We start from the raw sequence: 25,916 nt of genomic DNA on the forward strand, positions 1-25,916 counted from the left end.
CTTTAAAACAATTGATATGTTGCTTGATCAAACGTCTGCAAGATGGACAAATCATCCTTCCTGCAGGCGCCTTCACAAGATACCTGCGCATACTGTCAAAGAACCTTGGAGTCGGCCTCAGCGCCTTCCTCCGTGTGCCCCGACGTTTCCGTCGTTGCGAGCCGCCCATTATAGCCGGCTTTTCCGCCTCGTCAACACCTTTTTTCAAGGCCGCCTCACCGAAGTGGACGTTGTTGCCGATGCTGCTTCGCCGTGCGACCCGGAGGTCTTTTCGTCGAAGCGAGCCGCCTATTATGTCAGGCTTTTCGTTTCCGTCAACACCTTCTTTCGAAGTGGTTGCCGTCCTGTTCCGGTGCGGTTGCCGCCTTGCGGTGGCCCCTGCGTCGGGGGAGGGAAAGTATGTCCCTATCGGCGGCATTTGTGAAGGGGGATCGTCACTTTTTTTGACGTCTTCTTCTTCCGATTCAGGTCCGGCCGCGTCACCGCGGCCGGAAACGCCTTGTGACGCTTAGGCCGCGACGAGCAGAACGCGCGCGAACGTGCGCTTGCCGACCTGCAGCAGGCCTTCAAAACCGGGCGCGAACAGCGTCTGGGCGTCGTCCACGACCTCGCCATCCACCTTCACCGCCCGCTCCTTGAGCTTGCGGGACGCCTCGGAGTTGCTCGGGGTGAGCCCGGCGGCGGTCAGCAGTGCACCGATCCGCAGGCCTTCGGCCGGAATCGTCACTTCCTGCAGCGGCAGCAGGGTCACATCGCCCTGCCCGGTCACGGCCGCGTTCCAGCCGGCGATGGCCTGGTCGGCAGCGGCCGCGTCATGGAAGCGGGTGGTCAGCTCCCGGGCGAGACGCAGCTTCACCTCGCGCGGGTTCAAACCGCCCGCCTCGACCTGCGCACGCAGGTTCCTGGCCTCGGCTTCGCTGATATCGAAGGAGAGCAGCTCGATCCAGCGCCACATGAGGTCGTCACCGATCTTCATGGTCTTGGTGACGATGTCGATGGCCGGTTCACTGATACCAATGTAGTTGTTGAGCGACTTGGACATCTTGGCCACGCCGTCCAGGCCTTCCAGCAGCGGCATGGTCAAGACGATCTGCGGCTTCTGGCCGTAGTGCTCCTGCAGGCCCCGGCCCATCAGCAGGTTGAACTTCTGGTCGGTGCCGCCCAGTTCGACGTCGGCCTCCAGGGCCACCGAGTCGTAGCCCTGCACCAGCGGGTACAGGAATTCATGCAGGGCGATCGACTGCTGGGCGGCGTAGCGCTTGGCGAAGTCGTCGCGCTCGAGCATGCGGGCCACGGTGTGCTGGCCGGCCAGGCGGATCATGTCCGCCGCGCCCATCTTGCCGAACCACTCCGAGTTGAAGCGGACTTCGGTCCTGTCGCGGTCCAGTACCTTGAAGACCTGGTCCTCATAGGTACGTGCATTGGCCAGCACGTCGTCCTTGCTGAGCGGCTTGCGCGTGACGTTCTTGCCGGAGGGGTCGCCGATCATGCCGGTGAAGTCGCCGATCAGGAAGATGACCTGGTGGCCAAGGTCCTGGAACTGGCGCAGCTTGTTCAACAGCACGGTGTGGCCCAGGTGCAGATCCGGCGCGGTGGGGTCGAAGCCGGCCTTGATCCGCAGGGGACGGCCGCTTTCCAGACGCTGACGCAGCTCCTCGGACTTGAGGATCTCATCGGCGCCGCGACCGATCAGGGCAATGGCTTCTTCAATCGAGGACACGTGACAACTCCCGGCAATGCCTTATTTACATGAATGACGTTAATTACAAGTTAACCGCAAGCGCTTCACAAAAGCCAATAGGCACAAGGGTTTGACGCACTATTTATACCTGTCTATGTTACCGACGTTTGGGCCCGCGCTCCCGGGCCAGCCAGGAACAGACCCACGATGCTGAACTCCGATCAAGGCCGCGCGCGCAAGCAGCGCTTCAAGGAACGCCTTCACGTCCTTCACGACACCGCCCTCCATCGGAAGCTCAAGCAGCATCTGCCCGCAGCCTTCAACCAGCGCTGGACCCGCCGCCACTGGATGCATGCCAGTCTGTTCGCCACCATTGGCGCGCTGGTGGCCACCATCGTCCCCGGCTTCTCGCACACCATCGAATCCCCCTACTCCGAGGGCCATGCCACGCTGGCCCTGCCGTTGCCGCCGCTCTCGCAGGAACGCCGCCTGCAGACGCCGGGCGACAGCTGGCAGGTGCTGCGCGTGCAGCGCGGCCAGACCCTCAGCAACCTGTTCGACGAGGCCGGCATCCCGGCCACGGTGATGCACCAGGTGCTGGAGCATCCTGGCGCGCGGCAGGCCCTGACCAAGCTGCGTCCCGGCGCGGAGATCGCCTTCGACCTGCCCCTGTCCGGCGACCTGCGCACGATCCGCTTCGACCGCGATGCCGACAACCGCGTCGAACTGTCATTGAAGGACAACCAGATCACCGAGAAGGTGATCAAGCGCGAGTCCTCGACCCGGCGCGTGGTCGCCAGCGGGGAAATCACCAGTTCGCTGTACGCCGCGGCGCGCAAGGCCGGGCTGTCGCCGTCGGCGATCGCCACGATGACCGACGAGATCTTCAAGTACGACATCGACTTCTCCAAGGACCTGCAGCCGGGCGACCGCTTCAGCGTGGTGCTGGATGAGACCTGGCGCGAGGGCGAGAAGGTGGACACCAGCAAGATCCTGGCGGCGACCTTCACCTCGGGTGGCAAGACCTACAGCGGGTTCCGCTTCGACCGCAACGGCAAGTCCGAGTATTTCGATGCCAGCGGCCGGCCGCTGAAGAAGAGCTTCATCCGCATGCCGATCCCGTTCGCGCGGCTGAGCTCCAGTTTTGGCGCGCGCAAGCACCCGGTGCTGGGCAAGATGCGCATGCACAAGGGCGTGGACTACGCCGCGCGCACCGGCACGCCGATCATGGCCGCCGGCGATGCCCGCGTGCAGTTCGCCGGCACGCAGCGCGGCTACGGCAATGTGGTGATCCTGGACCACGGCCGCGGCCACACCACGCTGTACGGGCACATGTCGCGCTTCGGTGCGATCAAGACCGGCCAGCGCGTGGCGCAGGGCACGGTGATCGGCTATGTCGGCTCGACCGGCCGGGCCACCGGCCCGCACCTGCACTACGAATTCCGCGTCAACGGCGTGCATCGCAATCCGCTGTCGGTGACGATGCCGCCGCCGGAGCCGCTGCAGGGCAGCGAGTTGGCCGCGTTCCGCGCGCAGACCGCGCCGGCGCTGGCCCGCATCCAGGGCATGGAGAAGCTGATCTACGCCGACGCGTCGCCGGCACCGGTGGCGGACAAGGCCGCGACGGCCACCGCCAGCGCGGCCAAACCAGCCAAGCCCAGCCGCGGTTGACCGTCGCGCCGCCGGTTCGATGCGCGCGACCACGCGCGCATTGACGACGGCCGCTGCTTGCGCGGAAGCTGGCCGCACTCCGTTCAAGCGCCTGCCATGACTGCTGTCGATCCGCATACTCCGCTTTACCTGGGCCTGATGTCCGGCACCAGCGCCGATGGCATCGATGCCGCGCTGGTGCAGTTTCCCGCCGAGGGCGGCTGCCGCTTTGTGCACGGGCATACCCATCCCTGGGACCCGACGCTGCGTGCCGACCTGATCGCGTTGGGCGAAGGCGGCGACATCACCTCGCTGGATGCGCTGGGGCGGATCGACGCCGAGGTCGGCATCCAGTTCGCCGCCGCCGCCAATGCCCTGCTGCTCGCCAGCGGGGTACAGCGCGCGCAGGTCCGTGCGATCGGCTCGCACGGCCAGACGGTGCGCCACCGCCCGCTGGGCGATCCCGCCTTCACCTGGCAGCTGGGCGATGCCAACCGCATCGCCGAGCTGACCGGGATCACCACGGTGGCCGATTTCCGCCGCCGCGACGTGGCCGCCGGCGGGCATGGCGCGCCGCTGATGCCGGCGTTCCACCTGGCGATGCTCGGCACCACCGGCGAAGACCGGGCGATCCTCAACCTGGGTGGCATCGCCAACCTGACCCTGATTCCCCGTGAGGGCGTTCCGCGCGGCTTCGATACCGGGCCCGCCAACGCGCTGATGGATGCGTGGTGCCAGCGCCATCGCGGGGTGCCGTTCGATGCCGATGGTGCGTTCGCGGCCAGCGGGCAGGTGGACGAACCCTTGCTGGCGCACTGGCGGGCCGATCCCTGGTTCGCGCTGCCGCCGCCGAAGAGCACCGGACGCGAGCAGTTCCACCTGGCCTGGGCCGAGGCGGCGATGGACGGGGAGGCCCGGTCACCGGCCGATGTACAGGCCACGCTGCTGGAGCTGACCGCCGCCACCGTGGCCGACGCGCTGCTGGCCCACCTGCCGGGCGCGGCGCGGCTGCTGGTGTGCGGGGGCGGCGTGCGCAATCCGGCGCTGCTGCGGCGACTGGGGGCGCGCCTGCCGGGCGTGGTCATCGAATCCAGCGCGGTGCATGGGCTGGACCCGGATTACCTGGAGGCGATGGGGTTTGCGTGGCTGGCGCAGCGGACGCTGGACGGCCTGCCGGGCAATCTGCCGAGCGTAAGCGGCGCACGCGGGCCGCGGATACTGGGTGCGATCCATCCGGCGTAGTGCCGGGTTTCGGGTTGGCAGGTGGGTATTGCGCCTGGAGCAGCCGGGCAGAGCCCGGCTCTACGGGGGCGTGGTGCGGAGAACAGCCGGCGGCATGGCGCGGCGCGCAGCCGGGCAGAGCCCGGCTCTACGGGGGGGCGTCGGGGAGGGCCTGGAGGGCGGCGATGGCGTCTGCGAGGGCATTCACTTCGGGGTCGTGGAAGCCGCTGCGGACGTCCAGTTCGCTGGTGAACAGGCCCTGTTCGAGCAGCACCATGCAGGTGTGTTCACGGGTCCAGCCGCGCGCCACGGCGACGCGCCGGATACGCTCGTTCAACAGCGGGTCCAGATCCCGCAGCAGCAGATCGACCATTGTTCTCCCCGTCGGCAAGCACCGCCCCCACGGCACAACAGTCCCCATCATCCAACAGCACACTGCGGGTGGCAAACCGGGGCGGCCGGCCCCCGCCGGCGGTCAGCCGGTGGCGGCGGTCTGGGTGGTGGCATCCACTTCCCGGCGCAGCCACCAGGCCATCAGCAGGCCGGGAACGCCGACCAGCACCGAGACCAGGAAGAAGGTCTGCCAGCCATAGGCATCGGCCAGCACGCCAGCGAACGGCCCCACGAACACCCGCCCCAGCGTGGCGAACGCCGACAGCAGCGCGTAGTGGGTGGCCGAGAAGCGCGTGCCGCACAACCCGCTGAGCAGGGCCACGAAGGCTGCCGTGCCCATGCCGCCCGCGAAGTTGTCCAGGCTGAGGGCAAACAGCAGCAGGCTGTCCATCAGCGTGGCGTGCTCAAGGTGCACGATCAGCAGGTTGAAGGCCGGGACGGTGACCGAGCCCCATGCCCCGGCACCTTCGCGGGCCAGCGCGTAGAAGCCCAGGTTGGACACCAGCTGCAGTACGCCAAAGCCCAGCAGGGCCTGCGACAAGCGCAGGCGCAACAGGAAGAAGCCGCCCACGATGGCGCCCACGATGGTCATCAACAGACCGATGGTCTTGTTGGCCAGGCCCACTTCGGCCTGGCTGAAGCCCATGCCCTTCAGCAGGAACGGCGTGGACAGGCTGAGGGCGAATGCATCACCGATCTTGTACAGCACCACCAGCGCGAGGAACGCACCGGCCCCGCGCATGCCGAAATAGCTGCGCAGCGAGGCGTTGAGGGTCTGGAAGGGAATCCAGCGGGTCACGCCGAGGCCGACGGTCATTGCGCCGGCGATCTGGCTGACCACGAAGGTGAGCCGGGTCCAGCGGTCGCTGCTGTCCGGGTCCAGGCCGACCAGCACCAGCAGGTAGTGCACCACCCACGCGCCGACCGCGACACCGGCCACCAGGGCCACGAACCCGCGCAGCTCGCCACCGGCACGGGACACCGGCGCGGTGAAGCGCGCGGGCAGGCGCGGCATCAGCAGCAGGGCCAGCACCCCTACCCCGACCGCCAGCCCCGCCATCACCCGGTACACCTGCGGCCAACTCTGCCACTGCTCGGCCCAGATCAGGGTGATGCCACCGGACAGGACCATCGCCAGGCGGTAGCCCAGCACGGTGAACGAGCCGCCCAGGCCGCGTTCGGCCGGTTCCAGCAGGTCGGTGCGGTAGGCGTCGATCACCACGTCCAGGGTGGCCGACAGGCAGGCCACCAGTACCGCGACCCCGGCGAACAGGGGCAGGTTGCGCGACGGCGACAGACTGCTCATCAACACCAGAGCGGCGGCCAGCGCGAACAGCAGCAGGACGATCCAGCCGCGGCGACGGCCCAGCAGCGGGATGTCGAAACGGTCGATCAGCGGCGCCCACAGGAACTTGAAGGTGTACGGGATGCCGATCAGGGACAGGAAACCGAGCGTGACCAGGTCCAGCCCGTCCACGGTCAGCCAGGCCTGCATGGCCCCGCCGGTCAGCGCCAGCGGCAAGCCGGAGGCGAAGCCCAGCAGCAGGATCACGAACAGGCGTCGTGCCCGCTGCAGGGGGGTATGCGGCACCGACACCGCCGCCGCTTCATTCATGGGGCGTAGTCCACCGTGAACGGGGCATGGTCGGAGAAGCGCTCATCGCGGTAGATCGAGCAGCTGCGCAGGCGCTCGCGCAGGCCGGGGCTGACGAACTGGTAGTCGATACGCCAACCCACGTTGTTGGCGCGGGCCGCGCCGCGGTTGCTCCACCAGGTGTAGTCCTCGCCGTCGGGGTGGAGCAGGCGGTAGGCATCGGTCCAGCCCTGGCCGGCGGCGATGTCCAGCGCCTGGCCGGCGTCCACGCACTGGCCGTTGAGCCAGTCGCGCTCGGGCGGCAGGCAGCCGGAGTTCTTCTGGTTGGACTTCCAGTTCTTGATGTCCAGCGCCGAGCGCACGATGTTCCAGTCGCCGCACAGGACGTAGTCGCGGCCGCTGGCCAGCCATTCGGCCAGGATCGGGCGCAGCCACTCCATCACCTCGAACTTGAAGCCTTGGCGCAGGTCGCCCGAGCTGCCGGAGGGGATATAGAACGAGACCACGCTGAGGTTGCCATAGCGGGCCTCGATGTAGCGGCCTTCATCGTCAAACGGCGCCCAGCCCAGCGAGGTGATCACCTGGTCGGGCTCGCGCCTGCTGTAGATGGCCACGCCGCTGTAGCCCTTCTTGGTGATGGCGTCGCGGTAGAAACAGTGGTGGCCGTCCGGGCGGAACATCGGGTCGGTCAGCTGGTCTTCCTGGGCCTTGGTCTCCTGGATGCACAGCACGTCGGCGTCCTGGGCGCGGAACCAGTCGAGGAAGCCCTTGGTGGCAGCGGAACGGATGCCGTTGGCGTTGAAGCTGATGATGCGCATGCTGACCCGGGTCTGGAGCGGTAACCGGCAAAGCATACCGGGTTGACCCCCGGCCCGGCTGGCCGGATCCGGCCGCTGCAGGCCCCGCGACCGTCTGCCGCGAGCCTGAATTGCCGCCCATGCATTAGGATTTGCGCTCCAAATGAATTGAATAGAGTCTAGATGAGCGACCATCGCCACCGTTTTCTGCAACTTGCCCTGACCGCCGATGCCCTGCGCTTCGGCCAGTTCACCCTGAAGTCCGGCCGCCTGAGCCCCTACTTCTTCAACGCCGGCCGTTTCGATTCCGGCGCCCGCATGGTCCAGCTGGCGGCCTGCTATGCCGACGCGGTGGAAGCCACCGGGCTGAAATTCGACGTGGTCTTCGGGCCGGCCTACAAGGGCATCCCGCTGGCCACCGCGACCGCCTGCGAGTTCGCCCAGCGCGGGCGCGACCTCCCGCTGAGCTTCAACCGCAAGGAAGCCAAGGCCCACGGCGAGGGCGGCAACCTGATCGGCGCGGACATGAACGGCAAGCGCGTGCTGATCGTCGATGACGTGATCACTGCCGGTACCGCGATCCGCGAGGCCCTGGCCATCATCAAGGGCGCCGGCGGCACCCCGGCCGGGATCGTGGTGGCGCTGGACCGCCAGGAGATCGCGTCGGAGACCGACCAGCGATCGGCCGCCCAGGCCGTGGCCGAGGAAGCCGGCATTCCGGTAGTGGCCGTGGCCACGCTGGCAGACCTGCTTGATTTTGCCTCCGGAAATCCGGAACTTGTCGGCTACAGGCAGCCGCTGGAGGACTATCGGTCCCGCTACGGCAGCCGTCCTACGCGCTGACAGCAGGGGGCTGTCCACCATGTCCAGGGTTTCCGCCATTGTCGTGACCGGCCTGCTGCTGGCATTGCCAGCGTCGTGGGCGCAGGCCCAGAAGGCGCGCAGCGATGTGTCCGTCAAGCCGAAGAAGCTGTTCTGCTGGAACCAGGGCAACGAGCGGATCTGCAGCGATGCGCTGCCCCAGGACGCGGTGAACGCCGCACGCGAGGAGTTCAGCGTCAACAGCGGCCTGCGTCGCGGTGAGGTGCAGCGCGCGATGACCGAAGAGGAACGCGCCGGCGCCGCGGTGGAGGCCGCCCAGCGCCGGCTGGACCTGGCCGCCGAGCAGACCCGCCAGCGCACCGAGCAGGCGATGCTGTCCACGTATGAGAACGAGGCGGACCTGCGCCGGGTGTTCGTCGAACGCACCGGCATCCTGGACAACAACATCCAGACCGCCCACTACAACGTGGCCAGCCTGCGCGATGCGCTGGTGACGCTGCTGTCGACGGCGGGCAACCGCGAGCTGGCCGGATCGCCGGTGGCCGACAAGCAGGCCGCGGAGATCCGCCAGCGCCACACCGAACTGCTGGCGCAGAAGCGAATGCAGGCCTCGTTCGAACAGCAGCGCATCGCGCTGGATGCGGAGATCGAGGAAACGCTGCAGCGGTACCGGTTGTTGAAGGGTGCGGCGAGCGATCCTCGCGGGTAGGCGACCGGGTCGCGCCCGGCGCTGAGGCCAGGACAAAAGGGGCGGATGCGACGGCATCCGCCCTTTTTTTATGCACTCTTTACGCGCTGCCCGCCTGGGGGGCGTGGAGCGTTTACGCCTTGGAGGACCACCATGCTCGCCTGACGTGGAGTGGTTCCACCTGGACGTCCCATGAGCCTGTATCCGATTGTATTCCCCGCCGCGAGCGCCGACCGGCGCCGATCGCGTGCGCGTGCTGCCGGTGCACCCCGCACCGCGCCCTCCCTTTCCCCCCTCTGAGGCCACGACCATGCCTGCCTGGCTTTCCCTGGTGTGCGGCGTGCTGGTGCTCGTCGCCGCCGCCTACCTGCTGTATGTCGTGCTTCGGCCCGAAGCGTTCTGACCGGAGCCGATCATGACCGAGATCCTGTTGATCCTGCTGGCCAGCATCGCGCTGGCCTTCCCGCTCGGGCTGTACCTGGCCCGGGTGATGCGTGGCGCGCCGATGCGCGGCGACGCCGTATTCGCGTGGGTGGAGAAACCGCTGTACCGGCTGCTCGGGGTGAACCCCGCGCGCGGCATGTCCTGGCGCGGGTACGTGGGCGCGTTCCTGCTGAGCAACGTGGTCATCGCCGCGCTGGTGCAGACCGTGTTCATGACCCAGGCCTGGCTGCCGTTCAATCCCGACCAGATTCCCAACATGCGCTGGGACACGGCGCTGCACACGATGGTGTCGTTCCTGACCAACACCAACCAGCAGCACTATTCGGGCCAGGCGCAGCTGTCCTACTTCGCGCAGATGACCGCGATCACCGGCCTGCAGGTAGTGACCCCGATGATGGGGCTGGCCCTGGCGGTGGCCACCCTGCGTGCGCTGTTCGGCGCCCGCCCGGACGAGGTGGATGCGCAACAGGCGGCCCAGCTCAGTGGCGACCGCCGCGTGGACGTGGGCAACTACTACGCCGACGTGGTGCGTGCATGCGTGCGCTTCATGCTGCCGCTGTGCCTGCTTTGGGCGGTGCTGCTGACCAGCCAGGGCGTACCGTCCACGCTGGCCGGCGGCCCACAGGCCACGCCGATCGATGCAGCGTCGGGCATGGACTCGCAGAAGCTGCCGCTGGGCCCGGTCGCGGCGATGGTTGCGGCCAAACAGCTCGGTGCCAATGGCGGTGGCTGGTATGGTCCCAACAGCAGCATGCCGTATGAAAACCCGACCCCGCTGTCCAATGCGCTCGAACTGATCGGCATCCTGCTGATCCCGATCAGCGTGATTTTCATGCTGGGCGCGTTCACCGGGCGCCGGCGCCTGGCCGGGCTGGTGTTCGGTTGCATGCTGGCGATGTCCAGCCTGTCGGTGGCGGCCACGGTGTGGCTGGAAGGCCATTCGGCGACCGCCGCCAGCCCGCTGCTGATGGAAGGCAAAGAAGTGCGCTTCGGCGCTGATGGAACCGCCTTGTGGGCCGCAGTGACCACCCAGGTCTCCAACGGCTCGGTCAACGGCATGCACGACTCGCTCAGCCCGCTGGCCGGCGCCGTGCCGATGGTCAACATGCTGATCAGCGCCATCTGGGGCGGCATCGGCTGCGGCCTGCAGCAGTTCCTGGTGTACCTGCTGCTGGGCGTGTTCCTGGCCGGCCTGATGACCGGGCGCACCCCGGAACTGTTCGGACGCAAGCTGGAAACGCCGCAGATCCGCCTGCTCGCCCTGCTGGTGCTGCTGCAGCCGATCACGCTGCTGACCCTGACCGCGGTGACGCTGGCGATCCCTTCGATCACCGGCACCTCCAATCCAGGCTTCCACGGCATCAGCCAGGTGTTCTATGAGTACACCTCGGCATATGCCAACAACGGTTCGGGCTTCGAGGGGCTGGGCGATGCGACGGTGTGGTGGAACCTGAGCTGCACGCTGGTGCTGCTGCTGGGCCGCTACCCGGTGCTGGTGATTCCGCTGATCGTGGCCGCGCAGCTGGCCGCCAAGCGCCGTGCTCCCGAATCGGCCGGCACGTTGCAGATCGAAACCCCGACGTTCGCGCTGACCCTGATCGCGCTGATCGCCATCCTGACCGTACTGCAGTTCATGCCGGCGCTGGTCCTTGGCCCGGTGGCCGACCACCTGTCGCTGACGCTGCACTGAGACATGACCCCATGAGTACCTATCCGTTGAATGCTTCCACCCACCGCCACCCGCGCCTGCTCGACGGCGCCGGCTGGCGGCGCGCCCTGCGCGATGCGGTCATCAAGCTCTCGCCCCGGCACCTGCTGCACAGCCCGGTGATGGCCGTGGTGATGGTCGGCACCGTGGTCAGCCTGCTGGTGACCCTGACCGGCAACGCGCCGCTGGGCTTCGGCCTGGCGGTCACCGGCATCCTGCTGCTGACCGTGCTGTTCGGCAACTTCGCCGAGGCCGTCGCCGAGGCGCGCGGCCGTGGCCAGGCCGCATCGCTGCGCCGTGCCCGCCAGGACCTGACCGCGCGGCGCCTGGCCGCCGCGCATGCCGGTGCGGCCGAAACGCATGTGCCGGCCGCCGAGCTGCGTCCCGGCGACCATGTGATCGTCAGCTCTGGTGAACTGGTGCCGGCCGATGGCGAGATCGTGCAGGGGCTGGCCACCATCAACGAAGCGGCCGTGACCGGCGAATCGGCGCCGGTGCTGCGCGAGGCCGGCACCGACCGCAGCGGCGTGATCGGCGGCACCAAGGTGCTGTCCGACCAGATCGTGGTGCGCATCACCGCCGAGCCCGGCCACAGCTTCCTGGACCGCATGATCGCGCTGGTCGAAGGCGCCAACCGCCAGAAGACCCCCAACGAGATCGCGCTGACCCTGCTGCTGGCGGCGATGACGCTGACGTTCCTGGTGGTGGTGGCGACCCTGCCGGCGATCGGTGCGTTCGTTGGCGTGAAGGTCGACCCGCTGCTGCTGATCGCGCTGCTGGTGTGCCTGATCCCCACCACCATCGGCGGGCTGCTGCCGGCCATCGGCATCGCCGGCATGAACCGTGCGCTGGCGGCCAATGTGCTGGCCAAGTCGGGCAAGGCGGTCGAAGTGGCCGGTGACGTGGACGTGCTGCTGCTGGACAAGACCGGCACCATCACCCACGGCGACCGCCAGGCCACCCACTTCCATGCGCTGGCCGGCATCGATGCGCCCCAACTGCGCGAGGCCGCGTTGCTGTCCTCGCTGGCCGACCCGACCCCGGAAGGCAAATCGGTCGTGCGCCTGGCACGCGAACAGGGCTGCACCACGGCCGAGCCGGCCCAGGCGCAGTACCTGGCCTTCACCGCGCAGACCCGCATGTCCGGCGTGGACCTGGACGGCGGCCGGCGTATCCGCAAGGGCGCTGCCGATGCGATCACCGCCTACGTGCGCGAGCTTGGCGGCACGGTGCCGGCTGAACTGCCCGGACGCGTGGAACAGGTGGCGCGCAACGGCGCCACCCCGCTGGTGGTGTGCGAAGGGCGGCACGTGCTGGGCGTGATCGAGCTGTCGGACGTGGTCAAGCACGGCATGCGCGAAAAATTCGCCCAACTGCGTGCGATGGGCATCCGCACGGTGATGATCACCGGTGACAACCCGCTCACCGCCGCAGCGATTGCGGCCGAAGCCGGCGTCGACGACTACATCGCCGAGGCCCGCCCCGAGGACAAGCTGGCGCGCATCCGTGCCGAGCAGGCCGGCGGACGGCTGGTGGCGATGGTCGGCGATGGCACCAACGACGCCCCCGCGCTGGCCCAGGCCGACATCGGCCTGGCGATGAACTCGGGCACGCAGGCCGCCAAAGAGGCCGGCAACATGGTCGACCTGGATTCGGACCCGGCCAAGCTGCTGGCGGTGGTGGAAGTGGGCAAGCAGCAGCTGATCACGCGCGGCGCGCTGACCACCTTCTCGCTGGCCAACGATGTGTCCAAGTACTTCGCGATCCTGCCGGCGCTGTTCGCCGCAACGCTGCCGGCAATGGCCACGTTGAACGTGATGCACCTGTCCAGCCCGCGCAACGCGGTGCTGGCGGCGCTGATCTTCAACGCGCTGGTGATCCCCGCGCTGATTCCGCTGGCCCTGCGCGGCGTGCGCTTCCGCCCGGCCACGGCGACCACGCTGCTGCGCCGGAACATGCTGGTGTATGGGCTGGGCGGCGTGCTGCTGCCGTTCGCGGCCATCAAGTTGATCGACCTCCTCCTCGTCTCGGTATTCGGCGTATGAACCGCTCGCTCGCTTCGTCCCTCTCTCCCGCGTCGCCGTCCCGCGCGACCGCCACCTCCACCCTGCAGCAGGACGGCGCGTGGCGTCCGGCGATCGTGCTGGGCCTGGGCAGCCTGCTGCTGCTCGGGCTGGCCTACGCGGTGGCCGCCACCAGCGCCAGCCGGCTGCTGTTCCCGGCGCAGGCCGATGGCAGCCTGCTGCTTCGCGATGGCCAGGTGCGCGGCTCGCAGCTGATCGCCCAGCCGTTCGTGGGCGACGGCTACTTCCAGGCGCGCCCCTCGGCAGCCAATTACGACCCGATGGCCGCCGCGGGCAGCAACCTGGCGCGCAGCAACCCGGCCCTGGAGGAACGCGTGCACGAGGCGACCCAGGCGGTCGCCCTGCGCGAAGGCATCACCGTGGCCCAGGTGCCAGGCGATCTGGTGACCCAGTCCGGCGCGGGCATGGACCCGGAGCTGTCGCCGGCGGCTGCCGCCGTACAGGTGGCACGCGTGGCACGCAGCCGCGGCCTGCCCCTCGACCAGGTGCAGGCGCTGGTGAAGGCCCATACCCAAGGCCCGCAGTGGGGCGTGTTCGGGCAGCCGCGGGTCAACGTGATGACCTTGAACGCAGCGCTGGATGCGCAGCCGCCGCGCGGCACGCCTTGATGCGCTGCGTACCGTTGCAGGCGCACAATCGCCACCCATGAGCGACTCCCGTACCCGCCAGGCCGATGCCCTGGTCGAAGGCCTGCAACGCGAAGCCGGCGGCAAACTCACCGTGTTCCTGGGTGCCGCGCCCGGCGTGGGCAAGACGTTCAGCATGCTCAGCCGCGCGCACGAACAGTTGCGTCGCGGCGTGGACGTGGTGATCGGGCTGGTGGAAACCCACGGGCGCGCCGAGACCTCGGCGCTGCTGGACGGGCTGCCGCAGGTGCCGCTGAGGCAGTGCGAATACCAGCACGTCGCGCTGCTGGAGATGGACCTGGATGCGATCCTCGCGCGCCGTCCGGCGCTGGTGCTGGTGGACGAGCTTGCCCACCGCAACGCGCCGGGCAGCCGCCACGAACGGCGCTGGCAGGACGTGATGGAACTGCTGGAAGCGGGCATCGACGTCTGGACCACGGTCAACATCCAGCATCTGGAAAGCCTCAACGACGTGGTCATGCGCATCACCGGCGTGCGGGTCGGCGAGACCGTTCCCGATGCGGTGCTGGACCGCCTGCATGACATCGTGCTGGTGGACCTGCCGCCGCGCGAGCTGATCGAGCGCCTGCAGCAGGGCAAGGTGTACGTGCCCGAACAGGCGGCGCAGGCACTGCAGGCTTTCTTCTCTCCGGCCAACCTGACCGCATTGCGCGAGCTGGCCATGCAGGAGGCGGCCGACCGGGTCGACAGCAGCCTGCGCGAGACCCGCGCCGCGCGCGGCGAAGGCAACCTGCCGCTGCGTCGCCGCGTGCTGGTGGCAATCGATGGCGGCGGCCAGAGCGAGTACCTGGTGCGGGTCGGGCGACGCATCGCCGAGCGCCGCGATGCGCCCTGGACGGTGGTGACCGTACAGGGCCGCCGCCAGGATGAGGAGACGCGGCGCGAAATCGATGCCGCGTTCGCGCTCGCGCGCCGGCTGGGAGGCGAGGCCGAGCTGCTGCACGGCAACAGCATTGCCGATGCGCTGCTCGACCATGCCGCGCACAACAGCGTGTCCACTCTGGTGCTGGGCCGCACCCGCGAGCGGCCGGTGGCACGGATGCTCAACCGCACCCTCACCCAGCAGTTGATCCAGCGCGGCGCGCATTACGAGATCACCATCATCGGCACGCCGCAGGCCCGTGCCCGCGCACGCCGCTCCGGGCTGGCCATCGCCAACCGCAGCGCCGGCCAGGACATGCTGCTGGCGGTGGGCGCCACCACGCTGGCGTGCCTGGTGGCGCTGTTCGCCGAGCGCTGGGTGGGCCTGTATGACCTGTCGATGGTGTTCATCGTGGCGGTGGTGATGGTGGCCGCGCGCAGCCGCACCAGTGCAGCAGTGATCGCCGCGGCGCTGTGTTTCCTGGCGTACAACTTCTTCTTCATCGCCCCGCGCTTCACGTTCGCCATCAGCGCGCGACAGGGCGTGATCACCGTCTTCCTGTTCCTTGCCGCCGCGCTGGTCGCCGGCCGCCTGGCCTCGCGCCTGCGCATGCAGGTCGTGGCGTTGCGCGCGGCCAACCGGCATGCCCATGCGCGGCAGGCGCTGGGACGCGAGCTGACCCGCGCACCGAGCAACGAGCAGGTTGCCCAGGCCGGCCGGGAAGCGCTGGAGCAGGCCCTGGATGCGCCGGCGTGGCTGCGCATCGGCCAGGACACCAGCACCAGTGGCAGCGCCGCGCCCGGTGACACCGACCTGGCCGCCGCGGACTGGGCTTTCCGCCACGGACAGCCCAGCGGCCGCTTCACCAATACCCTGGCCGGCGCGGAGTGGTGGTTCCTGCCGCTGCTGGATGGCGAGGACCGCGCGATTGGCGTGGCCGGCATGCGCTTTCCGCGCACCACCGCGCGGCTGGCGCCCGAGCAACGCCAACTGGCGGCGGCGATGGTGGACGACATCGCCCAGGCCGCGCTGCGCACGCAGCTGGTGGCCGACCTGGAAACCGCGCATGTCAGCAACGAGACCGAGCGCCTGCGCTCGGCGCTGCTGTCGTCGGTATCCCACGACCTGCGCTCGCCACTGGCCGCGATGATCGGCTCGGCCGACAGTCTCTCCAGCTATGCCGACGCGATGGACGCCACCGACCGCCGCGCGCTGCTGGACACCATCCTGATCGAAGGCGAGCGGCTGGACCGGTACATCCAGAACCTGCTGGACATGACCCGGCTCGGCCACGATGGCCTGAAGATCAATCGCGACTGGATCGGCGTGGATGAACTGGTCGGCTCGGCCGCACGCCGCCTGCAGCGCTACCAGCCCGAGGTGCAGCTGAAACTGGACATTCCCGCCACGCTCGCGCCGATCTGGGTACATCCGGCGCTGGTTGAGCAGGCGGTGTTCAACGTGATGGAAAACGCGGCCAAGTTCTCCCCGCCCGGTGCGGCGGTGGAGGTGCAGGCACGGCTGGTGGAGGGCGAGCTGCGCATCGATGTGCTCGATGCCGGCCCGGGCATTCCCGACGAGGAACGCGCGCGCATCTTCGACATGTTCTACAGCGTGGAACGCGGCGACCGGGGGCGCCACGGCACCGGGCTGGGCCTGACCATCTGCCAGGGCATGATCGGCGCGCATGGTGGGAGCGTGCAGGCGCTGCCGGGGCGCGATGGACGCGGTACCCTGATCCGCATCACGCTGCCGCTGCTGCAACCTCACCCTGCCGATGACAACGACGACTCCTGACCCCTCTTCCGGCGTGCCGCCCGCACGTGTGCTGGTGATCGACGACGAAGCGCAGATCCGCCGCTTCCTCGACATCAGCCTGCGCGCTCAAGGGTATGTGGTCCAGCAGGCCGCGACCGGCCAGGATGGGCTGGCGTTGCTGGCCACCGGCGGCAGCGACCTGGTGATCCTGGACATCGGCCTGCCGGACATGGAAGGCCACGAGGTGCTGGCCGAGCTGCGCCAGTGGAGCCAGGTGCCGGTGATCATGCTGACCGTGCGCGCCGGTGAGGCGGAGAAGGTGCGGGCGCTGGACAACGGCGCCAATGACTACGTGACCAAGCCGTTCGGCACCCAGGAGCTGATGGCCCGCGTGCGGGCACTGCTGCGTTCGCGCACGGTATCCGGCGACGGCGCCCTCCCGCATTTCGACGACGGGCACCTGCACATCGACCTGGCGCGCCGGGAGGTGCACCTGGACCGCGTGCCGGTGGCGCTGACGCGCAAGGAATACGCGCTGCTGTCGCTGCTGCTGCGCAATGCCGGACGCGTGGTGACCCAGCCCCAGATCCTGGCGGAGATCTGGGGACCCACCCACCAGCACGACACGCACTACCTGCGCATTCTGGTCGGCAAGCTGCGCCACAAGCTGGGCGATTCCGCACTGGACTCGCGCTATCTGTTTACCGAACCGGGCGTGGGTCTGCGGTTCAAAGGGTGATGGCCAACCACAGGTCGGGCATCACCCGGCAGGTACCGACCGCTGGCCGGTACACCGTCTAGAAACCCAGCTCCACACCCGGCAGCAGCGGCTGCAGCTGGGCGCGGAACAAGGCCTTGATCCGCTCCAGCGCCGCCTCGTCGTCGGCCTCGAAACGCAGCACCAGCACCGGCGTGGTGTTGGATGCGCGCACCAGGCCCCACCCGTCCGGGAAGTCTGCGCGCAGGCCATCGATGGTGGACAGGCGCGCACCGATGAACGGCGACTCCTCCCCCTGCGCGGCCGATACGAACAGCGACACCAGCGCATGCGGCGTGCCCGATTCGACCGGCACCTTCAGTTCCGGCGTGGACACGCTGTCGGGCAGTTCCTCGAATACCTCCGACGGCGACTCATCGCGCTGGGCCAGGATTTCCAGCAGACGCGCGGCCGCATACAGGCCGTCATCGAAGCCGAACCAGCGTTCCTTGAAGAAGAAGTGCCCGCTCATCTCGCCGGCCAGTTCGGCGTCGGTCTCGCGCATCTTGGCCTTCATCAGCGAATGGCCGGTCTTCCACATCAGCGGGCTGCCGCCATTGCGCAGCACGTAGTCGGACAGCTTGCCGCTGCACTTCACGTCGTAGATCACCAGCGCACCCGGGTTGCGCATCAGCACATCGGCGGCGAACAGCATCAGCAGGCGATCTGCGTAGATGATCTTTCCTTCACGGGTGACCACGCCCAGGCGGTCGCCATCGCCATCGAAGGCCAGGCCGATGTCCGCGTCAAACCGCTTCACGGTCTGGATCAGGTCATCCAGATTGCGCGGGTCGCTCGGATCAGGGTGATGATTCGGGAAGGTGCCATCCACATCGCAGTACAGGGGAATGACGTCGGCACCGATCGCCTCCAGCAGCGGCTGGGCCAGCTCACCGGCCACACCGTTGCCGGCATCGGCCACGACTTTGAGCGGGCGGTCCAGCTGCACATCGTCGGCGATGCGCTGGATATAGTCGGCATTGACCTCGCGGGTCTGGAAACTGCCCGGCTCGGCGGCAACATGCAGCTGGCCCTCGCGGATGCGCTGGTACAGCTCGGTGATCGCATCGCCGGACAGCGTTTCGCCGCCCACCACGATCTTGAACCCGTTGTAGTCCGGCGGGTTGTGGCTGCCGGTAACCGCCACGCAGCTGCCGGCGCGCAGGTGGTAGCTGGCGAAATACACCACCGGCGTGGGCGCCAGGCCGATGTCGATGACATCGCAACCGGCGCGGCGCAGGCCTTCGATCAGCCCGGCGGTCAGATCCGGTCCGGACAGACGGCCATCGCGGCCGACCACGATCTCGCGCAGCCCCTGTACCTGCAGCACCGAGCCGATCGCCTGGCCGATCAGCGCCGCCACCTTCGGTGTCAGGTCGCGGCCGACCACGCCACGGATGTCGTAGGCGCGGAAGATCTCCGCGGCAATGTCCTCGGCCGGTACCTGCGGCACCGGCGGCGGCGGCGTTCCGCTGCCGGCAGCCGGGACGAGCGGCGCCTGTTCCAGGCTCTCGCGCAGCGTGGGGCCCTCGCCCTGCTCATCGGTGCCGGCAACGCGGCGTCGCGGCAGCTGCACCTTGCCCTTGCCGAGCAGCAGCAGGCCGGCCATCGCCAGCAACAGCAGCGCCACCACCCCGCTCGGGATCGGGCCCAGGCCCATCGGGCCCGGCTCCACATCCGGCACGGCGGCGGCCAGGCGGAACCCGCTTGCGCCGATCGGCCGTGCCAACGCTTCGGCACCGCCCGCCATCTCGCTGGCGCCCTGCTCGATCACGTTGAAGGTGCCCTGGCGCAGCGCCAGGTAGCCGGCCGACGGCACCTGCACGGCATCGAAGGCGCTGGTCAGGCGCAGCAGCGGCTGGCGCACGTACACCACCGCCGGCGTCTGCTGGCCCAGCGTGACCCTGCTGGCCAGGCCCAGCCGCTGGCCGCCGGCATCGCGCACCACGCGCAGCACGGTCTTGCCATCATCGTCGGCAAGGGCCGCTTCAAGCAGCGCCAGGCGCGAGTAGCCAAAGGCCTTCGGGTCGGCGTAGGCCGCATCCAGGCCGGCGTCCAGCACCTGCACCTCTTCCACGCCCGGCCAGCCTTCGCGGATGGCCACGGCGCTGGCCTCGGCATCGCCGCTGGCCAGGGCCGCACCCACGCGCTCGCTCTTGAGCACCTTCTGCAGCTGCGCCGCCTGCGAGGTCAGTGCTGCCTGCAGGCCCTGCACCACGGCATCGCGCGATGCCTCCAGCGTCTGGCCCACCGAGGCCTGCCGCCACTGCCGCACACCGCTGTAGCCGAACCAGATCGCCAGCAGCACCAGCGCACCGGCCAGCAACGGTGCCGAGCGTCCGATCGCCAACGGTGACTGTCCTTCCGCCTTCGCCTTGCTCATGGATGCTTTCCCCTGTCAGCGCACCCCGGTATGGCCGAATCCACCCGTTCCCCTGGCGCTGTCGCTGAAAGTATCCACTACCTGCAGGCCCACGCGTGCAATCGGCAGCACCACCAGCTGCGCGATGCGATCGCCCGGCTGCAGGGTGAAGGGTTCGCGCCCCCGGTTCCAGGCGCTGATCAGCAGCGGGCCCTGGTAATCGGCATCGATCAGCCCGGTACCGTTGCCCAGCACGATGCCGTGGCGATGGCCCAGCCCGGAGCGCGGCAGCACCACGGCGGCCAGGTTCGGATCGGCGATGTGGATGGCGATGCCGCTGGGAATCAGCGCCGTGTCGCCCGGTTGCAGGGTCAGCTCGGTTTCCAGCGCCGCACGCAGATCCAGGCCGGCGCTGTGTTCGGTGGCGTAGGCCGGCAGCGGCCAGGTATCGCCGAAGCGCGGGTCGAGCAACTTCACCTGCAGCGGCTGCAGGGTGGAATCGATGGTCATGCGTGCAACCTCTGGGCAATCAGGGACAACAGTTGTTCGGCCAGCCGGGCCTTGGAGGTACCGGGGAACGCCTGCTCCCCACCCTGCCAGTACGCGGTGGCGGCGTTTTCATCGCTTTCAAAGCCACCGTTGCTGATGCCCACCTGGTTGGCGATCACCAGGTCCAGGCGCTTGTCCACGAGCTTGCCGCGCGCGTACTTCTCCACGTCGTGGGTTTCGGCGGCAAAGCCGACCACCAGCTTGAGTGCATTGGTCTGCGCGGCCACCTCGGCCAGGATGTCCGGCGTGCGCACCAGCTCCAGCGTCAACGTCTGGGTACCGGCGGTCTTCTTCAGTTTCTGCGGGGCCACCTGGCGCGGGGTGTAATCGGACACCGCCGCCGCACCGATATAGATGTCGGCCGGCAGCGCGCCCAGCACGGCCTCGCGCATCTGCGCGGCCGAGCGTACGTCCACGCGCTGCACGCCCGGCGGCGTGGCCAGGTGCACCGGGCCGCTGACCAGCACCACCTGCGCGCCGAGGCGCGCGGCGGCGGCGGCAAGCGCATAGCCCATCTTGCCGCTGCTGCGGTTGCCCACGTAGCGCACCGGGTCCAGATCTTCATAGGTCGGGCCGGCGCTGATCAGCACACGCAGGCCCTTCAATCCGGCGGTTTCCGGATCGGCGGCGGCAGGCGCCTGCACCTGCGCCAACGCGGCCACAATGGCGTGCGCTTCGCTCAGCCGTCCCGGGCCGGATTCGCCTTCCGCCAGCGGGCCGTCTTCCGGGCCGATCACCTGGGCGCCGCGCTCGCGCAGCAGGCCGATGTTGGCCTGGGTGGCCGGGTGCTGCCACATCCGGTGGTTCATCGCCGGGCACACCGTCAGTGGCGCGGTGGTGGCCAGGCACAGCGTGGTGACCAGATCGTCGGCATGGCCGTGCGCCAGGCGTGCCAGCAGGTCGGCGGTGGCCGGGGCGACCACGACGCGATCGGCCCAGCGGGCCAGCTCGATGTGGCCCATCGCCTGCTCGGCCGCGCTGTCCCACAGCGTGGTGCGGGTGGGTTGGCCGGACAGCGCCTGGAAGCTCAGCGGCGTCACGAACTGCTGGGCACCGGCGGTCATTGCCACCTGCACCAGGGCACCGGCATCGCGCAGGCGTCTCACCAGCTCAAGCGACTTGTAGGCAGCGATGCCGCCACCCACGCACAACAACAGCTTCTGGCCTTGCAGCGGGCGCGCGGACGCCGGAGAAGCCTGGGGGGAGTCAGCCACCTGCGGATTTCCTGTCGAACTGAGGCGTTTAGCTTACCCGATGGGGTGTGGGGGGCTCATGCCCCAGGGGCATGAGAGGGGTGTTTATGGTCATGAGGGAAGGACGTTGACGTGGTGGTCAGCTGGCTGGCCTTCCTTGGCTGGGGGCGCGTGGCCAAGGCGCACGGTGATGAAGGACGCCATGCGCGGGATGCGCGCCTGCGGATGGAACAGACCGGGGCCCAAGCGGGCGAGTACACGGGCAGTGACGCAGTGCTGCGGCAGCGGATTGCCGGCATTTCCTACGCGAGCGCGGGGCCGCCGCTTATGGGCTCCCGCCGTGTTCGGGCGGACACTGCCCACATGGCAATCAAAGATTGGCTCGAACAGGATCGGCCCCGTGAAAAGCTGCTGACGCGTGGCCCGGCGGCGCTGTCGGATTCGGAGCTCCTGGCACTGTTCATCGGCAAGGGCCCGAAGGGCTCGAACGCGGTCGAGAGCGCCCGTCTGCTGCTGGACGTACACGGCCCCTTGCGGCGCCTGATGGACCTGGATGCCAACACGCTCAAGAAGCTGCCGGCCCTCGGCCCCGCCAGCGCCTGCAGACTGATCGCCGCGCTTGAGCTGGCGAGCCGCCATCTTCTTGCCCAGCTCGAGCGGGGCGACAGTCTGTGCGACCCGGCGTCGGCGGGGCGCTACTTTCAGCACCGGCTGCGCTCACGTCCGCACGAAGTGTTCGCCGTCCTGTTCCTGGACACGCGCAACCGGACGGTGGCGTACGAAGAGCTGTTCTCCGGCACCATCGATGCAGCAGCCGTCTACCCCCGTGAAGTGGTCCGCCGTGCCCTGCTTCACAACGCCGCGGCCGTGATCGTGGCGCACAACCACCCGTCCGGGCATGCCGAGCCCTCCTCGGCCGACCAGCTCATCACTGCCGAACTGCAGCAGGCATTGGGCGTGGTGGGGGTGCGGCTGCTGGACCATGTGGTGGTGGGGGACGGGCCGCCGGTGTCGATGGCCGAGCGCGGCTGGATCACGTCGGGCCGGCGCCGGGGGAGCTGAACGGACCGCTGCGCGGGGCCGCCCTGCCAAGCGGTCGAACCGGTTGCGTGGGACGTTCCCCGCCCTGCTCTGTCCCCGTTCAATGGATCGGGGCGGCTTCTGGGCTAAAATTACCGATTCCGCCGCTCCAGTCTCAAAGCAGGCCTTGTGAAAAATCTCCTCCGCGCCCTGATCAGCCAAGGCATCGAAGCCTTGCGCGCCAACGGCACTCTGCCGGCCGATACCCTGACCCCGGAATTCGTGGTGGAACGCCCGAAGACCCGTGAGCACGGCGATTTCGCCACCAATGCCGCGATGCTGCTGGCCAAGCCGGCGCGCAGCAACCCGCGCGCCCTGGCCCAGGCGCTGCTCGATGCGCTGCCCCAGAGCGCCGATGTGCTGCGCGTTGAGATCGCCGGCCCGGGCTTCATCAATTTCCACCTCGCCCCCAGCGCCTACCAGCGCGAAGCGGCCAGCGTGCTGAAGGAAGGGGCCGATTACGGCCACAACCTGAGCGGCAACGGCCGCACCGTGGGCGTGGAATACGTCTCGGCCAACCCGACCGGCCCGCTGCATGTGGGCCACGGCCGCGCGGCGGCGATCGGCGACTGCCTGGCCCGCCTGCTGGAAGTGAACGGCTGGAACGCCAAGCGCGAGTTCTACTACAACGACGCCGGTGTGCAGATCGAGAACCTGGCGCTGTCGACCCAGGCCCGCGCCAAGGGGCTGAAGCCCGATGACGCCGGCTGGCCGGAAGCGGGCTACCGCGGCGACTACATCGAAGACGTGGCCAAGGCCTATCTGGCCGGCGCCACGGTGGAGCTGGAAGGCCATTCGGTGGTGGGCGAGCGCGACCCGGACAACCTGGACGCGATCCGCCGCTTCGCGGTGGCCTACCTGCGCAACGAGCAGAACCAGGACCTGGCCGCGTTCGGGGTGGATTTCGACATCTACTTCCTGGAAAGCTCGCTGTACAAGGATGGCAAGGTCGAAGAGACCGTGGCCCGGCTCAATGCCGCCGGACACACGTATGAGGAAGGCGGCGCGCTGTGGCTTCGCTCCACCGACTTCGGTGACGACAAGGACCGCGTGATGCGCAAGTCCGACGGCACCTACACCTACTTCCTGCCGGACGTGGCCTACCACCTGAGCAAGTGGCAGCGCGGCTACGAGCGCGCGATCACCGAGCTGGGCGCAGACCACCACGGTTCGCTGGCGCGCGTGCGCGCGGGCCTGCAGGCGCTGGACGTGGGCATTCCCAAGGGCTGGCCGGAGTACGTGCTGCACCAGATGGTGACGGTGATGCGCGGCGGCGAGGAAGTGAAACTGTCCAAGCGTGCCGGCAGCTACCTGACCCTGCGCGACCTGATCGAGGAAGCCGGGCGCGACGCGACCCGCTGGTTCCTGATCGCGCGCAAGCCCGATTCGCAGCTGACCTTCGATATCGACCTGGCGCGCCAGCAGAGCAACGACAACCCGGTGTTCTATGTGCAGTACGCGCATGCCCGCGTCTGCAGCCTGCTGCGCCAGGCGCAGGAAAAGGGTCTGGCCTACACGGCGAGCGAGGGACTGGCCGGGCTGACCACGCTCAACGACGACGCGTCGCTGTGGCTGATGATCGAAATGTCGCGCTTCGCGGAAGTGGTGGAAGCGGCCGGTCTGGCACTGGAACCGCACTTGATCGCGCAGTATCTGCGTGAATTGGCGCACGCGTTCCACACGTGGTATCACGGCACGCAGGTATTGGTAGCCGACGATGCCGAGCGCAATGCCAAGCTGACGCTGGCCTGCGCCGCGCGCCAGGTCCTGGCCAATGGCCTGAACATCCTGGGCGTTTCCGCCCCGGAAAAAATGTAAGCAGTGGAGAAGCAGTAAATGGCAGCACGACGCGGCAAGAGCCAGGCACGACGCAACAGCAATCAGGGCACGCCGGGATGGGTGTGGCTGGTCGCCGGTGTGGCGATTGCGGCCGTGGTGTTCCTGGCGGCACCGAACCTGTTCAAGAGCGACGGCGACGGCTTCCTGCGGGTGGGCCCGCAGCCCAACCCGGCGGCGCAGCCGGCGCCGGTGAGCGATGCCGAGACCGACGTGGGCAGCGAACTGCCCAAGCCGGGTGCGGCCAAGCCTGCGGAACCGGCCAAGCCGCCGGCCACGCAGTACGACTTCTACACCCTGCTGCCCGGCAAGGAAGTGGAAATGTCCGATGCGGAGCTGGCTGCCAGCGCGCGCGCCGAAGACCAGCGCCGCGCGAAGGCTGAAGCGCAGCGCGCACAGGCGGCGCTGGAAGGCCGTCCGGTGCCAGCTGCGCCGGCGACCACGACGGCGTCTCCTGCAGCGGCTGCCGTGGCCACCACCGCACCGGCCACGACCAGCCCGGCCCCGCTGCCGGCGCCGGTCAGCGAGCGTCCAGCGGCCAGCACCGCGCCGGCCACCGCGCCCGCACCAGTGGCAAGCACGACCCCGGCCGCACCGAAACCGACGACCACCGCCCCGGCGACGGCCGCCGCCGAACCGGCCAACAGCAACGTGCGCTACATCCTGCAGGCGGGCGCGTTCGGGGCCTCCGGCGATGCCGAGGCGACGAAGGCCAAGCTGGCGATGATCGGATTGGCGGCACGCGTGGAATCGGCGCAGATCAACGGCAAAACCGTCTATCGCGTGCGCATGGGGCCGTATGGCAGCGCCGGCGAGTTGGCCGAGGCCAAGCAGAAGCTGGATGGCACCGGGCTGCAGGCGATGGCGATCAAGGCGCAGTAACCGCGCGCGGGTGTTCCCACGAGCATTCGAAACGCCGGCCGCAGGTCGGCGTTTCTTTTTGTGCGAGGCGAACGATGGCCCGCACGCGCCGCTGCGCTATCGTCGGCACATGCCATTTACTTCTGACCCTGCTGACCCTCCCGGCATTGCCGGCGCCACTGGCCGCTACCGTGAATGGACGCCGCCGGCCGGGCTGCAGGGCGACTTCGGCCAACTGTGGCGCAGCGATCTGCCGGTGGATCACGGCGGTGACGTGGCGGTGCTGCCCGACGGCTGCGTGGACGTGCTGTGGCGCGATGGCCGGCTGTACGTGGTGGGGCCGGATGTGGTGGCCGCCCACCCGCAGCTGCCGCCCGGTGCGCAGGTGCTGGGCGCACGCTTCCGGCCGGGCGCCGCATGTGCCTGGCTGGGGCTGCCGTTGTCGGAGATCGTGGGAACGGCGGTGGAACTGGATGCCGTGCTGGGCGTACGGGCACGGCGGATGGCGGCGCGGTTGAATGCGGTCGGCGACGCCGACGCCCGCCAGCCCCTGTTTGCACGGGAACTGGCGCTGCTGCCGCGCAGCGCGCGCGCTCCCCATCCAACGGCGGCGGCGGTATTCGCGCAGGTGCGGGGCGGTGGCACGGATCTGTCCGCCTTGGCGACGACGCTGCAGCTGAGCACGCGCAGCCTGCGCCGTCTGTGCCACGCGCAGTTCGGCTATGGGCCGAAGATGCTGGAACGCATCCTGCGCCTGCAGCGGCTGCTGGCCCTGGCACGCGCGCGACCACGCGATGGACTGGCGATGCTGGCGCTGGAGGGCGGCTACGCCGACCAGTCGCACTTGAGCCGGGAGGTACGCGCCCTGACCGGGATCGGGGCGGCCGCGCTCTGCGCCCAGTGGCGTGACTGACTGGCCGTTTTGTTCA

Annotated in this window: 21 protein-coding genes; 14 read left to right on the top strand and 7 right to left on the bottom strand. The window is 68.8% G+C overall.

The genetic code is table 11. The features are described 5' to 3' along the window. Positions 1–508: 508 nt before the first annotated feature. Entirely contained in the window at positions 509–1,720 is a 1,212-nt protein-coding gene (gene tyrS, locus OC534_RS09495; protein ID WP_166472516.1) for a tyrosine--tRNA ligase, read from the bottom strand. A 168-nt stretch (positions 1,721–1,888) separates the two neighbouring features. Here tyrS and OC534_RS09500 point away from each other — a divergent pair, with 168 nt between their 5' ends. Then, positions 1,889–3,352, top strand: a complete 1,464-nt coding sequence (locus OC534_RS09500; protein ID WP_262071705.1) for a peptidoglycan DD-metalloendopeptidase family protein — start codon at positions 1,889–1,891, stop codon at positions 3,350–3,352. Between the two features lie 96 nt (positions 3,353–3,448). Beyond that, positions 3,449–4,573, top strand: coding sequence for an anhydro-N-acetylmuramic acid kinase (locus OC534_RS09505; RefSeq protein WP_136006815.1), 1,125 nt, complete (start codon positions 3,449–3,451; stop codon positions 4,571–4,573). A 127-nt stretch (positions 4,574–4,700) separates the two neighbouring features. On the opposite strand, the gene OC534_RS09510 is transcribed toward OC534_RS09505, so the two are convergent. From OC534_RS09510 to OC534_RS09520, 3 genes are all read right to left on the bottom strand, one after another. Then, positions 4,701–4,925: a hypothetical protein gene (locus tag OC534_RS09510; protein WP_017355713.1), complete on the bottom strand. Its 225-nt coding sequence runs from the start codon at positions 4,923–4,925 to the stop codon at positions 4,701–4,703. Positions 4,926–5,027: 102 nt separating this feature from the next. Next, positions 5,028–6,560 carry an MFS transporter gene (locus tag OC534_RS09515; protein ID WP_017355712.1) on the bottom strand — a complete coding sequence of 511 codons (1,533 nt, stop codon included), beginning with the start codon at positions 6,558–6,560 and terminating at the stop codon, positions 5,028–5,030. Further along, entirely contained in the window at positions 6,557–7,357 is an 801-nt protein-coding gene (locus tag OC534_RS09520) for an exodeoxyribonuclease III (protein ID WP_017355711.1), read from the bottom strand. The genes OC534_RS09515 and OC534_RS09520 overlap by 4 nt, the downstream gene beginning before the upstream one ends. A 162-nt stretch (positions 7,358–7,519) precedes the next feature. Between OC534_RS09520 and pyrE the strand changes: the two genes are divergently transcribed. The 8 genes from pyrE (at position 7,520) to OC534_RS09560 (ending at position 17,088) form a co-directional block, all read left to right on the top strand. Next, positions 7,520–8,179, top strand: a complete 660-nt coding sequence (pyrE, locus tag OC534_RS09525; protein ID WP_017355710.1) for an orotate phosphoribosyltransferase — start codon at positions 7,520–7,522, stop codon at positions 8,177–8,179. Positions 8,180–8,198: 19 nt separating this feature from the next. Beyond that, the gene (locus OC534_RS09530; RefSeq protein WP_017355709.1) at positions 8,199–8,867 is read left to right on the top strand and encodes a hypothetical protein; all 669 of its coding nucleotides are present in this window, start codon (positions 8,199–8,201) and stop codon (positions 8,865–8,867) included. A 289-nt stretch (positions 8,868–9,156) separates the two neighbouring features. After that, positions 9,157–9,249: a potassium-transporting ATPase subunit F gene (locus OC534_RS09535; protein WP_017355708.1), complete on the top strand. Its 93-nt coding sequence runs from the start codon at positions 9,157–9,159 to the stop codon at positions 9,247–9,249. Positions 9,250–9,261: 12 nt separating this feature from the next. After that, complete coding sequence (gene kdpA, locus OC534_RS09540) at positions 9,262–10,980, top strand: potassium-transporting ATPase subunit KdpA (protein ID WP_017355707.1); 1,719 nt, start codon at positions 9,262–9,264, stop codon at positions 10,978–10,980. An 11-nt stretch (positions 10,981–10,991) separates the two neighbouring features. Then, complete coding sequence (kdpB, locus tag OC534_RS09545) at positions 10,992–13,043, top strand: potassium-transporting ATPase subunit KdpB (protein WP_017355706.1); 2,052 nt, start codon at positions 10,992–10,994, stop codon at positions 13,041–13,043. Beyond that, entirely contained in the window at positions 13,040–13,690 is a 651-nt protein-coding gene (gene kdpC / locus OC534_RS09550; protein WP_017355705.1) for a potassium-transporting ATPase subunit KdpC, read from the top strand. Before kdpB ends, kdpC begins: the two co-directional genes overlap by 4 nt. Positions 13,691–13,727: 37 nt before the next feature. Beyond that, complete coding sequence (locus OC534_RS09555) at positions 13,728–16,388, top strand: sensor histidine kinase KdpD (protein ID WP_136006808.1); 2,661 nt, start codon at positions 13,728–13,730, stop codon at positions 16,386–16,388. Beyond that, complete coding sequence (locus tag OC534_RS09560; protein ID WP_262071706.1) at positions 16,369–17,088, top strand: response regulator transcription factor; 720 nt, start codon at positions 16,369–16,371, stop codon at positions 17,086–17,088. The genes OC534_RS09555 and OC534_RS09560 overlap by 20 nt, the downstream gene beginning before the upstream one ends. Before the next feature lie 58 nt (positions 17,089–17,146). On the opposite strand, the gene OC534_RS09565 is transcribed toward OC534_RS09560, so the two are convergent. The 3 genes from OC534_RS09565 to coaBC are packed head-to-tail and all read right to left on the bottom strand — an operon-like array spanning position 17,147 to position 21,231. After that, positions 17,147–19,489: a phosphomannomutase/phosphoglucomutase gene (locus OC534_RS09565; protein ID WP_153165409.1), complete on the bottom strand. Its 2,343-nt coding sequence runs from the start codon at positions 19,487–19,489 to the stop codon at positions 17,147–17,149. A gap of 15 nt (positions 19,490–19,504) precedes the next feature. Beyond that, entirely contained in the window at positions 19,505–19,978 is a 474-nt protein-coding gene (gene dut, locus OC534_RS09570) for a dUTP diphosphatase (RefSeq protein ID WP_017357444.1), read from the bottom strand. Next, entirely contained in the window at positions 19,975–21,231 is a 1,257-nt protein-coding gene (coaBC, locus tag OC534_RS09575) for a bifunctional phosphopantothenoylcysteine decarboxylase/phosphopantothenate--cysteine ligase CoaBC (RefSeq protein WP_017357445.1), read from the bottom strand. The genes dut and coaBC overlap by 4 nt, the downstream gene beginning before the upstream one ends. A gap of 342 nt (positions 21,232–21,573) precedes the next feature. Here coaBC and radC point away from each other — a divergent pair, with 342 nt between their 5' ends. The 4 genes from radC to OC534_RS09595 all read left to right on the top strand — a co-directional run bounded on the left by radC (position 21,574) and on the right by OC534_RS09595 (position 25,900). After that, positions 21,574–22,272: a DNA repair protein RadC gene (gene radC / locus OC534_RS09580; RefSeq protein ID WP_037591786.1), complete on the top strand. Its 699-nt coding sequence runs from the start codon at positions 21,574–21,576 to the stop codon at positions 22,270–22,272. Between the two features lie 147 nt (positions 22,273–22,419). Further along, complete coding sequence (gene argS, locus OC534_RS09585) at positions 22,420–24,108, top strand: arginine--tRNA ligase (protein WP_017357447.1); 1,689 nt, start codon at positions 22,420–22,422, stop codon at positions 24,106–24,108. 18 nt (positions 24,109–24,126) lie between these two features. Beyond that, positions 24,127–25,008, top strand: a complete 882-nt coding sequence (locus tag OC534_RS09590) for an SPOR domain-containing protein (protein ID WP_262071707.1) — start codon at positions 24,127–24,129, stop codon at positions 25,006–25,008. A gap of 109 nt (positions 25,009–25,117) precedes the next feature. Continuing rightward, positions 25,118–25,900 carry a helix-turn-helix domain-containing protein gene (locus OC534_RS09595; protein ID WP_262071708.1) on the top strand — a complete coding sequence of 261 codons (783 nt, stop codon included), beginning with the start codon at positions 25,118–25,120 and terminating at the stop codon, positions 25,898–25,900. Positions 25,901–25,916 lie beyond the last annotated feature (16 nt).

The organism is Stenotrophomonas sp. Marseille-Q5258, from assembly GCF_946900935.1.
GTDB classification, from domain to species: Bacteria; Pseudomonadota; Gammaproteobacteria; order Xanthomonadales; family Xanthomonadaceae; genus Stenotrophomonas; species Stenotrophomonas nematodicola.